Annotated in this window: 9 protein-coding genes; 5 read left to right on the forward strand and 4 right to left on the reverse strand. The window is 67.4% G+C overall.

The genetic code is table 11. From position 1 onward, the window contains the following. The first annotated feature begins 512 nt into the window (after nucleotides 1–512). Together ACHQ4I_RS04895 and ACHQ4I_RS04900 are read left to right on the forward strand one after the other, a co-directional pair. Complete coding sequence (locus tag ACHQ4I_RS04895) at nucleotides 513–1,718, forward strand: GNAT family N-acetyltransferase (protein ID WP_420770463.1); 1,206 nt, start codon at nucleotides 513–515, stop codon at nucleotides 1,716–1,718. A gap of 74 nt (nucleotides 1,719–1,792) precedes the next feature. Continuing rightward, entirely contained in the window at nucleotides 1,793–2,221 is a 429-nt protein-coding gene (locus ACHQ4I_RS04900) for a YccF domain-containing protein (protein WP_420770464.1), read from the forward strand. Between the two features lie 10 nt (nucleotides 2,222–2,231). Here ACHQ4I_RS04900 and ACHQ4I_RS04905 read toward each other — a convergent pair whose 3' ends face one another. After that, entirely contained in the window at nucleotides 2,232–2,669 is a 438-nt protein-coding gene (locus ACHQ4I_RS04905; protein ID WP_420770465.1) for a MarR family winged helix-turn-helix transcriptional regulator, read from the reverse strand. 57 nt (nucleotides 2,670–2,726) lie between these two features. Here ACHQ4I_RS04905 and ACHQ4I_RS04910 point away from each other — a divergent pair, with 57 nt between their 5' ends. Then, complete coding sequence (locus ACHQ4I_RS04910; protein WP_420770466.1) at nucleotides 2,727–2,969, forward strand: DUF2530 domain-containing protein; 243 nt, start codon at nucleotides 2,727–2,729, stop codon at nucleotides 2,967–2,969. Between the two features lie 15 nt (nucleotides 2,970–2,984). Here the strand turns inward: ACHQ4I_RS04910 and ACHQ4I_RS04915 are convergent, their stop codons facing one another. Further along, nucleotides 2,985–5,036, reverse strand: coding sequence for a neutral/alkaline ceramidase (locus tag ACHQ4I_RS04915; RefSeq protein WP_420770467.1), 2,052 nt, complete (start codon nucleotides 5,034–5,036; stop codon nucleotides 2,985–2,987). A gap of 115 nt (nucleotides 5,037–5,151) precedes the next feature. Between ACHQ4I_RS04915 and ACHQ4I_RS04920 the strand changes: the two genes are divergently transcribed. After that, on the forward strand, nucleotides 5,152–5,778 hold the full coding sequence (locus ACHQ4I_RS04920) for a TetR/AcrR family transcriptional regulator (RefSeq protein WP_364347106.1): 627 nt from the start codon (nucleotides 5,152–5,154) through the stop codon (nucleotides 5,776–5,778). Nucleotides 5,779–5,861: 83 nt separating this feature from the next. On the opposite strand, the gene ACHQ4I_RS04925 is transcribed toward ACHQ4I_RS04920, so the two are convergent. Both ACHQ4I_RS04925 and ACHQ4I_RS04930 read right to left on the reverse strand, forming a co-directional pair. Further along, the gene (locus ACHQ4I_RS04925) at nucleotides 5,862–9,122 is read right to left on the reverse strand and encodes a sacsin N-terminal ATP-binding-like domain-containing protein (RefSeq protein WP_420770468.1); all 3,261 of its coding nucleotides are present in this window, start codon (nucleotides 9,120–9,122) and stop codon (nucleotides 5,862–5,864) included. A 741-nt stretch (nucleotides 9,123–9,863) separates the two neighbouring features. After that, nucleotides 9,864–11,345 carry a DUF3027 domain-containing protein gene (locus ACHQ4I_RS04930; RefSeq protein WP_420770469.1) on the reverse strand — a complete coding sequence of 494 codons (1,482 nt, stop codon included), beginning with the start codon at nucleotides 11,343–11,345 and terminating at the stop codon, nucleotides 9,864–9,866. 17 nt (nucleotides 11,346–11,362) lie between these two features. Here ACHQ4I_RS04930 and ACHQ4I_RS04935 point away from each other — a divergent pair, with 17 nt between their 5' ends. Next, nucleotides 11,363–12,136, forward strand: a complete 774-nt coding sequence (locus ACHQ4I_RS04935; protein ID WP_420770470.1) for a glutaminyl-peptide cyclotransferase — start codon at nucleotides 11,363–11,365, stop codon at nucleotides 12,134–12,136. Nucleotides 12,137–12,195: the final 59 nt, after the last annotated feature.

Raw genomic sequence — 12,195 nt, forward strand, 5'->3', positions numbered from 1 at the left:
CTCGCCAGCACGCCACACATGCGACACAGCCACAGCTCGACCGCCAAGACCGCCGCCGATGCCGAGCTGACCAGGCAGACATTTCCGCCTTCACCAGCACGCCACACATGCAACACAGCCACAGCTCGGCCCCCCGAACCCGCCGCCGATGCCGAGCTCATCAGGCAGACATTTCCGCCCTCGCCAGTACGCCACACAGCTACAGCTCGACCGCCAAGACCGCCGCTGATTCCCAGCTGACCACGCGGACATTTCCGCCTTCGCCAGCACGTCGCTCATGCGGCACGGCTACGGCACGGCCGCCGAGACCGCCGCCAGGGAGGGCGAGGTCCGCGGTTCCGCAGTTCCTCAGGGTATGTGTGGGCGACCGGGCCGATCCCGCTCGAGCCTGCGCTGAGCTTCGAGCAAACCTCGGCGGGGCGTGTGGCAAGTCGGTCTGCGAGGTGTTCGGTACCTCTGTGCAGCCGGTAAATCGAGTGCGGGTGGGTGGGGCACCGTGCGATGGTCGAGGGATGACGCTGATACCCGGCATCACCATTCGGTCGGCCACCGACGACGATGTGGCGGACATCCGATTGCTCGGCGACACTTTGTTCGGCGGGCGCACCGAGCCGGCGCATGCGGACCTGCGCAAGCAAGTCTTTCCGACCGAGGAGGCGATCGTCGCCATCGATGACGGGCGCGTCGTCGGGCATGCCAGGTCCACCCGGATGACGCTGACGGTGCCCGGCGAGCGCACGGTCGAGGCCTGCGGCATCGCCGCGGTCGGGGTCGCGCCGACCCACCGGCGGCGCGGGATTCTGCGGGCCATGTACACCGAGCAACATCGGCGCACCGAAGCAGACGGGCTCGCGTTGACCATTTTCACCGCGAGTCAGGGCGCCATCTACGGCCGGTTCGGATATGGACCGACGATTCGCGAGAACGCGGTGTCGATCGATCGGCGGTTCGCCGAATTCCTGCCGTCCGCACCCGATCCGGGCGGTGTGGTGCTCAGTACCATGGCCGACGCGGGCGAGCCGATACGCGCGATCTACGACCGGTGGCGTCGCCTGGTGCCCGGCGCACAGCGACGTCCCGAGGCCCGCTGGAAAATGGACCTCGCCGATCCCCCCGCCTTCCGCGACGGTGGCACCGACCTTTTCGCGTTCCTGCACCCGGACGGATATGCGCTGTATCGGTACCACCGCCGCGAGCATGGCAAGGCCGCGGTGGTCGAGGAGATGCGCGCGGTGACCCCCGAGGCGCATATCGCTTTGTGGCGGGCGCTATTCGGGCTCGAGCTCTGTAGCCACGTCGAGGCCGCGCTCACCGATAACGATCCGCTCCCGTATCTGCTCACCGATCTGCGGCTGGTGCGCACGAAGGCGCGCTACGACGCATTGTGGTTGCGTCTCATGGATATTCCCGCCGCCTTGACGGCACGCTCCTACCTGCGCGATCTGAATGTCGTACTCGCGGTGCAAGATCCGTTCCGCAACGCGGGCGGCACCTTCGAACTCACGGTGCGCGACGGTGTCGCCGAATGCGCGCCGACCACCGGGACGGCCGACTTCGAACTCGGCATCGACGTGCTCGCCAGCATGTACCTCGGCGCGTACCCGGCGCGGGTCTTCGCGGCGGCCAACCGGCTGCAAGCCAAGGATGCCGGGCAGCTGCGCGCACTCGACGAGGCGTTCGGCGCGGAACGGGAGGCGGTGCTGGGCTGGTTCTTCTGATCGGGGTTGTCCCTGAGCCCACGTCGTACTCGGGAGTGATTCCCGGACGGGAGGTGAACTGGCATGCTGGACCCATGAAGCCGATTCAGCTGGTGCTCAATATCCTCTGGCTCGTGTTCGTCGGGTTCTGGATGGCGCTCGGCTACATCCTGGCAGGCATCATCTGCTGCGTCCTGATCATCACGATCCCGTGGGGTATCGCGTCGTTCCGGATCGCGGCCTACGTGCTGTGGCCGTTCGGGCGGACCACGGTCGAAAAGCCTTCCGCCGGTGTCGGCTCGATGATCGGCAACATCATCTGGTTCCTCGTCGCCGGTTGGTGGTTGGCGCTCGGACACCTGTTCACCAGCATCCCGCTGTTCATCTCGATCATCGGCATCCCCTTCGGCTGGGCGAACCTCAAGCTCATCCCGGTCTCGCTGTTCCCGCTCGGGCGCGAGATCGTCGACAGCGACCAGCCGTTCGGCGCGCAGTACACGCGCGGCGGGTACGTACCTCGCTGACGGCTTCGGCCTACTCCGAGTCCGCGACCAGCTGCTTCATGATGCCGACGGCGCGGGTCAGCACCACCAGCTGATCGTTGGTCAAGGTGGACAGCTGTTCGGTCATCCAGGCCTCGCGGGCGCTGGTCTCATCGGCGATCAACGCCCGGCCCGCGTCCGAGAGCGAGACGATGATCTGGCGGCCGTCGGTCGGGTGCGGTTTGCGCTCCACCAGTTCCAGATCGGTCAGCGAGGCGATCACCCGCGTCATCGACGGCGGCTGCACACGTTCCTTGGCGGCCAGGGCGCCCGGTGTCATCGCACCTTCCCGATGCAGGGTGGCAAGTGCGGAGAGCTGCGTCAGCGAAATCTGCGCGTCGGCGCGCCGTCCCCGCAGATGTCGCGTCAAGCGCACCACCGCGAGCGACAGCTCACCTGCGAGAGCTCGAACATCCGATGGCGTTGTCACAGAGCAGAACGATACGGGACACGCTGGCCGGTGACCGCCTGTTCCCGCAGCTACGCTATGACTGTGACCCAGAATGTCCCGCAGATACCGCCGCGCTTCACCGATCCACGGCCGGTCCTCGCGGTCGGCAGCGCCCTGTGGCTGATCGCCACCATCGTGGTGTGGACCAGCGACCGCTGGGAATCGGCACGCCCGGTGTGTCTGATGGGCCTGGCGGTGGGCTTGCTCGGCTACACCATCTTCGCGATCCAGCGCCGCGGCGCTCGCCGCGGGGACAAGGGCGCGCAGACCGGACTCTGAGCCACCACAATTCGGTCAGCCCACGTCGAACTCGTTGGTGGTGCCGGTGAAGGGCCGCAAGACACCGTCAGCGCCCAGGCTGTCGGCGAAATGCTGCATGCGATAGCGCCCCGGGGTCGCGTCGGCCGGGATGTCCCAGGTGAAGCGGGCCACGGATTCGGCCGTGCCGTGTTTGCTCCAGTAGAAGCGCACCGCCCATTCGCCCTCGTTGGCAATGCGCTCCCAGTCGCCGGATCCGTTGCGGCGCTGCACTTCCAGGAAGGTGCCGTTGCGGCGGGGGTTGTGTTTCGGGTGGGCGGAGACGAATTCGGCGGCGGCTCGGGAGCCGGGCGCGTAGGTGGCGGCGGGTTGGGTCAGGAGGTCACCGAAGCCGCGACCCGGGGGTGGGGCATCCGGGCCCGGGGCGGGTTGGAAGTTCGGCTGCAGATTGGAGACGTCGCGGGGTGCGGGTCCGCGGGGAACCTGCTGGCGGGCGGCGAAAGCCGTTGCCAGCCGGGTGAACTCCTGCTGGTAGGCGGGCAATGTGTAGCGGCCGAATAGGGTCGAGCCACCCTCGTACTGCTGGGAGTCGTATTCCTCCGGGGTGGTGACGTATTCGTGGTACGCGTTCGCGTACCCCTGCATGAGCACCTGGTCCAGCGCTACACCGAGCGCGGCGGCGACGGCGCGGCGGATACGCAGTCCGGCCACGATGGTGAATTCCCCACCGCCGCAGGCCAAGTAGAGCTCGCCGATCCGAACGATCTGAATGGGCACAACATTCGGCACCCACGGGACCGGCGGCAGCAGCCCGAGCGGCGCCACGATCGCCTTGGGCGCCTGGGCATCGGCGAGCCAGGACGGTGCGGGCTGGCGCGGATCGCCGAGCGCATCGATGAACGGGTTGCGCACACCCTCCGGGATCGGGATGCCCGGCAGACCAGGCCCGTCCTCGGTGCTGCCCGCGATGAGCGAAACACCCGCGGCGGCGGGTGCGGTGTGGCGCGGCTGACCGTCCGGGGTGAACCTGCCGTCGACGGCGGTATCGGCAAGGTCGATATAACAGAGCATCGAGTCGACCGGGCCGCTGATCGGCCGCGCACCCGCCAGTGCGGTTTTCGAGGCGCGATACTGCCGCTCGCCGATGATGCGGGTGTTGTCGAACTCGTCCTCGGTCGGGCCCGAGCCGGGGCGCAGATTCAGATTCGGGGACATATCACCCGCATTGGTCTGGGCGAAGGCGGCCACGAAATCGGCTGGGCCGTCCAGATATCGGACGCCGTGTTCGGTGTGCTCATAGGAGAACGAGGCGTAACCCTTGTTATCCGCGCTGATCAACCGGTTCTGGTTGGTCATCGAGGTGTTGTGGGTGGCGAACCAGGTGATGGCGCCGACCTGTTTGCCACCCTTGACGAATGACAAGGCGGTGACCGCGGGGTCGATGGCATTCGGAAAGTGCTGTTTATCCGTATCAGGATTGCGCTCGAAGGCAACCCGCGACCGATTGACGCTGGCGTCGTGCAGTTCGGCGCGTCCGAGCGATAGCGTGCCCGGTCCGAGATCGGCATGCGCGGCCGCGATCGCCTCCACAATGCCGTTCACCTCGGCGTCGTAGACCTGCTGCTGAAATCCGAGGATGGACAGGTTGTACGCGTAATCGTTGCTGGAGCCGCCACAGGTCGCATGCGAATGCGTCGAGGTGAGCACGACGTTCTGCTCGCTGTATAGGTCACCGAAGCGACTGGCGAGTTCGAGCATGACGCCGCGGTGTACGGACTGGAAAATCATGCCGTTCTCCGCGACCGCGAACACGATTCGGCTGGTACCGCTGTCGATGACGAATGCGCGGGCCCGCGGGCGCAGATGTATGCCCGCGGTCTGCTGCTCGAGCTGCGAATAGCCCATCATTCCGCATTCAGCGGCCGGGCCGGTGATGTCGGAAAGGCCGAGTCCGATGAGGTAGCCACTCGATTCGGGGGCCGCGGCGGCCGGCGCCGCGGTCACACCTGGCACCGCGGCCGCGGCTGTCGCGAGCGCGGCGGAACCCGCCGCGGTTCGGGCCAGCACCGTTCTGCGTGACAGCGGCATGCGCGTCTCCCTTCGATCCCGTGGTGAAGCGAACCACACAACTGGACGCTCGTCCAGTCGAGATTTTCGGCCCTGCGAATTGACTGCGACGGAGTTGGAGACTTAACTCCCTTGGGTGTCCTCCCGATTGAGCGTCGAAGAACGACGGGCCCACCTTATCGAGGCAGCCATCGGCCTTGCCGAGAAAAAGGGCGTCGCGGGCGTGACCACGCGCGATGTCGCTCAGGCAGCCGGTGTTTCGCTCGGTGTGGTGCATTACTGTTTCGAAAACAAGGACGCGCTGATGACCGAGCTGGTCAAGGCGCTATCGATGGAATTACGCGATTCTGTCGATGCCAATGAAACAGTTTGGCAAGACGTCGGAAGTGGAAAAGAAGCGCTTCAAAAATTGGTGCGCGCGGGACTCGAACTGATGTGGCTCAACATTGAAGCCACACCGGAACGACAACTACTCACCTACGAAACCACCACATATGCGCTACGCGAAGGGGAATCGACCCCGGCGAAACTCGCCATCGCGCGCGAGCAGTACGCATTCAACGACACCACCGTCGCCGACATCCTCGACCACGCGCGCGATGCCACCGGTTGCCGTTGGTCCGTACCGGTGCCGACACTGAGCCGCTTCACCCTCAATGTGATCGACGGTGTCGTACTGCGCTGGTTGGTCGACAACGACAGTGAAAGTGTGCGCGGGCAGCTGGATCTGCTCAGCGAGATGGTCGCCAACTACGCGGTGTAGCTCGGGCGGAGCTCCGAACGCGCTCGGGTGCACGATGATTCGCGCGTTCTGGTCTGGATCCGCAACCTTTCCCCGGCTGGGCGTCAGGCCGAGTGGCCGGGGATTCGGATGTGGGTGGTTGTGCCGTCGCGCCACCAAGGGACGGAGACGGTTAGTTCCAGGGGGCCGTGCAGGCGGATCCGGAGATCGTCGTGCAGCACCAGGTCGCCTTCCTGGTCCGGCATGGTGAACAGTTGGCGGACAACGATTCCCAGTGGTTCGGCGGACCAGGTGGTGCGACGGCCACGGCTGGTCACCTCGGCGGTGAATACGTCCGAGACCAGGGGCAGGTCGAGTAGGGTCGCGAGGGCTGGTGCGGTGGCGAGATCGCCTGCCACCAAGCGGTCCGGAGGCAGGGCGAGGCCGAACCATGGCTGGTCGAGCACCCAGGCGTCGTTCGGATCGACCACAGCCGAGGACAGGGCGCGTACGCGGTCGGGTAGATCGAGTTCGGTCAGGTCGAGGTGATCCGCGGCCACGGCGGCGGCCAGGCGGGCGTGGGTTCGGGAAACCACCTCGGGTGCAGGGGTTTTCGATGGATCGGCGAGGGCGTCGAGCAGGGCGGCGGCCAGCTCCTGAGTGATGGCAGTCGGGTTCGCCAGGACCGCGCGCAGGGCGTCGGCATCCGGATCGGGAAGCTCGAATGCGGGAAGTAGATCGGCGAATTCGGGTTCGCCAGGGTGGCGGAGCAGGCCGAGTGGGGTGCCGTTGATGCGGGCGTGCCGGCGCAGCCACCAGGCCGTGTAGCCCTCGGGGTCGGTGAGCAGACGACGGGTGCGCGGGCTGGATGCCAACTGCCGCAATGCCTCCGGCCAGGATGATTCATCGACCAGGTCCAGGTCGCGGACGGCGGCCAGTTCCGGCGGATCCTCGGACAGGCCGGACCACCAGCGCTCCTCGTCGTCCAGATGATGGTCCGGACCGGTGGGATCGGTTTCGACGACGATGCTGAAATCCCAGCCGACGCCGACGGCTCGCAGCGCATCGGCGCCATAGCGGTCCACCAGATCCGGTGCGACGGTGCCGAAGGGTGAGTCCGTCACCAGCAATGCGGTGAGTGGCGCCTCGGGGAGCAGCAATTCGTCCGCGGGCAGTAATTCCCCAGTGCTGTCCGGCAATTCGAGGAGCCCGAGCCAGGACGGGAGCGCGGACGGATCGGCGTATGCGGCGAGGCGCAGTACGGCGTCGACAGTGTCCGGATCGCCCGGCTGATCCTCCAGCTCGGCGCGTAATCCCGGATCGGTCAACAGATCCTCGGCGCTCGCCGAACGCGCACCGAGGCGCGCGAGCAGCGGGTGCACCGCCTCCGGATGCACCAGCCGCGCCCAGTGCACCGGTATCGCCATCTCGAGCTGATCATCCAGAACCACTGTGCGCGGGCCGGTTACCAGCCTTCCATCGGCCAGCGGCACCGCAAGCGCCCCCAGCTCCTCGGCCGCCAATGGATCGACAACAAACGGCTCCAATGCCGCATACAACGACTGCCACCACTTCGGCGACCGCTCCAGCCCACCCGACAGCTCCGCCAGCCGAGCCAAACCCAGCCGATGCACGTCGAGCACACCCAGCGCCTCGCTGTGCCCGCGCCCCGACAACTCGGGCACCACCAACGGCCCGACCACGTCATCGAGTAACTCGGCCAATTCCCCGCTCAGACCGGTGAATACGCTCGCGCGCGTTGGCACCGCTGTCGCATCCTGGAATGCGCCTTTTGTGGGCGATCGACGGGTGGTCACGACCGGGAGCCACGGGCGGTTTTGCAGTTCGCGGACCAGGGCTTCGCGCAGCAGACCATCGACCTCGCTGCGGGCGAAGCCCGGCGTGGGGATCAGGACGAGGCGGTCACGGGGTGGGAGTGCGCGGGCGAAATCGGCATAGCCCTTGGCTAATTCGGCAACATGTGCACCGGGCAGGACGCGTCGACGATCCGGCTGCATGGGGATGTCGGCGATGAGTAGGGCAGGTAGCGACAGCTCCTCATCGGATCTGGTGGGTGCGCGCAACACATCGTGCGCTGCGGGCACCGGCCTGCCATCGCGCAGCGGCAGCAGCCAGCGCGCCCGGGCCGCGCGGTACTCCCACCAAACCCGCCGCTCCGATCCGGGCCCGTCGATGCGCAACTCCCAAAGCCCTTGCCCCGCAGGTCCGCTCAGATCCGCACCGGCGCCACCGAATTCGACTTCCCTATTGCTGCGGCTGGAGTCCGCTCCGGTGTCGCCACCTTCGATATCGCGCAGACCACCACGCCCGAGCTCGCCGCCGCTCAGATCCCCGCCGGTATCGCCGCCGTCGGCAGCACGCTCAGGCCGAACCGGTTCGCCGCTCAGATCTCCAGCAGTATTGACGCCATCGACGCCGCGCACATCCGATAACCGATTCGGATCCGCAGTGCCGCGGCTGAAATCCGCACCGGTGTCGCCACCTTCGTTGTCGCGCAGACCACCACGCCCGGACTCGCCGCCGCTCAGATCGCCGATGTTGACACCAGCGGCAGCACGCAGGCCAGCACGCCCAGGCTCATATGAATCGCCGCTGCTCAGAGCCGGGCCGGTATCGCCGCGCTCGGCGGCGATACGTGCGGGTTTGTGCGGGTTGGCGTGGTTGAGATCGATGATCGTGCTGGTTATCTCGTCGTCGCCGATTCGGATGCTCTGCAGGGCAGGCAGTTCCAGTAGGAGGTCTACGGCTTCGGCGCGCATTTCGGCGAGTAGGGATTGGGGGTCGATGTCGGGGCGCAGGGTCAGCACGATTTCGGTGTCCGCGCCGGGTTGCGGGGCGGATTCGATCGGCCAGGCCAGGCGCAGGACGGGTGGGGTGAAGGTGTCGGCTGGGCCGGGGACGGTGATCGCGTTGTCGCGTAGGGCTTTCCAGGTGAGCTCGCGGGAGAAGCGGAGGGAGCCGGTGGTCGATCGCACCTCGATCTCGTCGCTTACCGTGCGCACCGCGGTGAAGCCGACGCCGAAGCGGCCGACGCTCGTTGCCGGGTCCGCTTTGCCGGAGGCGCGCAGTGCGGTGAGGGCGTGTACGCCGGAAATATCCAGCGGCGCACCGGTATTCGAAATGTGCACGACGTCATCGATCAGCCGCACCACCAGCCGTCCCGGCACACCGGCCTTGGCGGCCGCGTCCGCGGCATTCTGCGCCAGCTCGGTCAGCAGCCGATCCCGGTACCCCGCCCGCACCAGATCCGCCTCGGTCGCGGCATCCTCCCGCAACCGAGTCGGCGAATCACGCCACGCCGCGAGAACCCCCGCCCGCAGCCCCGCCGTATCGAACGGATCGGACACCCCGCCCCCGGCGCTCACCCCTGCAGTGATGACCCGAACTCCGGCCGCACCGCAGCCCCCGGACCAGACCCAGCACCCGAGGCCCCGCCGTCAGCACCAGAAGCTTCGCCATCCGCGCCCTCGCCACCGACGCCCTCCGCCTCCGCACTCGATCCCGGTTGCGCCACAGCAGCTTCATCGCCTTCGGCAGCAGCATCAGTCAGGGCGGCGGATCCACCGTTTGCCTCGGCCTCGCCACCGACGCGAGCACCCGGTTCCACGCCGGCGGCCGACTCTGTCGAAGAATCGTTGAGCGCATCCGGACCGGACACAGCGTCGCCGATCGACTCGCTACCCGCATCGGAAGTGGTGGACTCAACCGCCGCACTCGGCTCGCCGACGACATCACGGCCCACGCCGCTCTGGGCGACCGCGCTGCTCCACTCCGACGCACCGCCTGCGGTCGCATCGGATTCGGATGTAGTACCGATGCTGTCCACGTCTGGGACAACGACATTCGCCTCAACCGAAACGCTCGGCTCTGCCTCGGCCACACCCGACAAAGCGTCGGCGCTGGGCTCGACCGCAGTGGGTGACTCGACGGCATCAACCGATCCGGTCGCGGCACCTGGCTCGGCCGAGGTCACCTCGGCCACAACATCACTCGCTGCCGATCGATCCGGCTCGACCGAGATCGCCTCTGCGGCGATATCACCCGCCGACCGATCCGCCGATTCGATCGGCTCAGCCGTGGCAGCCGATGTCGCATCCGGGGCAGCCTCAGCATCGGTCGTCGTCGGCACGGCATCCTGCTCGACTGCCGTATTCGACTCGGTCGCGACCTCGCCCGACGCGGTGTCGACACCGGGCTCGACGGCGGTGCTCGGTTCGGCCACAACATCGGCCGATGCGGAGGGTGCGCCGGGCTCGATCGTTGTTGACACGGTCTGATCCGGCGCAGTCTCGACGACGGACTCGCTGGTCGCCTCGGTTCCCTGCGGTGTCTCGATGACAGGTCCAGTGGGTGAACTGTCGGCCGCTACTTCGGCGGAGGTTTCGGCGGGCGCGGTCTCGACCACGGCCTCCGCAGCAGCTCCAGCAGGCGCAGACTCGACCACAGCTTCCCCAGAAGGCTCGGCAGGCGCAGACTCGACCACGGCCTCCACAGAAGGCTCGCCGGGCACAGACTCGACCACAGCTTCCCCAGAAGGCTCGGCAGGCACAGACTCGACCACGGCCTCCACAGAAGGCTCGCCGGGCACAGACTCGANCTTCCCCAGAAGGCTCGGCAGGCACAGACTCGACCACAGCCTCCACAGAAGGCTCGCCGGGCACAGACTCGACCACAGCTTCCCCAGAAGGCTCGGCAGGCACAGACTCGACCACAGCCTCCGCAGCAGCGTCGCCGGGCACAGACTCGACCAAAGCCTCCACAGAAGCTTCAGCAGGCGCAGACTCGACCACAGCCTCCGCAGCAGCTTCGGCGGCCGCGCCAGCACTCTCCGGCTTCCGCACTGCCTCCGCCGGAATCACATCGAACGCGGCATCGTCGTACGCCTCGTACAACGGCGACCCGCCGCCGGTGGGGACCTCTACGTCGGAGTGCGCGCCGCAGCCGTATTCGACGTGGACTACTCGCCCGTCCGCGCCCATGGCGTTGCCGCAGACGCCGAAGGCGGCGCGTAGCGAACCCGCCAGCGGGAGGTAGAAGCCGCAGCGGCCGCAGGTGGAGGGGGCGGCCTTGGCCATATCGGTTTCGGGGCCGAATTCGGAGTACCAGCGTTCGGCGGCCTCTTCGCGGCCCTCGCGGCTGAGCACCTTGGTGCGGCCGAGGCCGATTTCCTGGGCGACCTCGTCGACGGCCGGATCGCCACTGGCGACGTAGCCGGGCACCAGGCGCGGATCGTTGACGGCCGGGGCGAGCAGGTCGCCGGGCGCCAGATCGCCGGGGCGGATGCGCTGCTCCCAAGGGATGAAATCGGGCGCGACCAGCGCGTCCGGCCCAGGCAGCAGCGCCGACTCGCTCACCGTCGCATACGTCGCGCCGGGCGGAGCCGCCACCACGACCGCCCACTGCCAGCCGCGGTAGCCGGACAGGGTGGCCTCGAATCGATGGGTCGCCGCGGTGTCGTCCTCGGCGGTGACACCGATATGCGCGCCGACGCCGCTGGGTTCCAGCTCCAGGAGCGCACGGCGGGCCACGTCGACGGCCTCGGCAAGGATCGGCCGCACGCCGGACTGCGAAACAGAAACTGCGCTCACGGCCTACATTTTGCCGTATGGAGCGCAATCGGCGTTCGCTGGCCGTCGTTGTCCTGGTCAGCCTGCTCGGAATCACCGGGTGTGGCGGCTCCCACGACGATCCGCCGCGACTACGCATCGAGGTGGTCGGCACCCGTCCGCACGATCCGAGGGCGTTTACCGAGGGTCTCGAGGTCGACGGCACGGTGCTCTACGAGGGCACCGGCATGCCGGGCGCGTCGAGCGTGCGCGCCACCGATCTGAATACCGGTGACGAACTGAGCAGTGCCGAACTGCCCGCGCCCTACTTCGGCGAAGGCGTCACCAGAGCGGGTGCCACCTTGTGGCAGCTCACCTGGCAGGACCGGGTCGCGATCGCCCGCGACCCGGCGACACTGGCCGAACGATCCCGAGCGTCCTACGACGGTGAGGGCTGGGGTATGTGCACCCGCGCGGGCAAACTGGTGATGAGCAACGGGTCCGACACCCTCACCTTCCGCGACCCGGTCACCTTCGCCGCCACCGGCACCGTCACCCTGACCAGCCGGAACCGGGTCCACCTCAACGAACTCGATTGCGCCGCCGACGGTTCGGTCTACGCCAATTCCTATCCCACCGACGAGATCCTGCGCATCGATCCCGAAACCGGCGAGGTCCTCGCGGTCATCGACGCCAGCGGACTGCTCCCGGCCACCGTCCGCGCGGGCGCCGATGTGCTCAACGGCATCGCGCAACTCCCTGGCACCGACCACTTCCTGATCACCGGCAAATACTGGCCGACCATATTCGAGGTCAGATTCGTTCCGGAGTGAGCGAGCCGGGTCACCTTTCCGGACGGCTTGGTGCGGCAAGTGAACCCAACTCGCCGATG

Origin of the sequence: Nocardia nepalensis (assembly GCF_048910785.1) — a bacterium.
Lineage (GTDB): Bacteria > Actinomycetota > Actinomycetes > Mycobacteriales > Mycobacteriaceae > Nocardia > Nocardia nepalensis.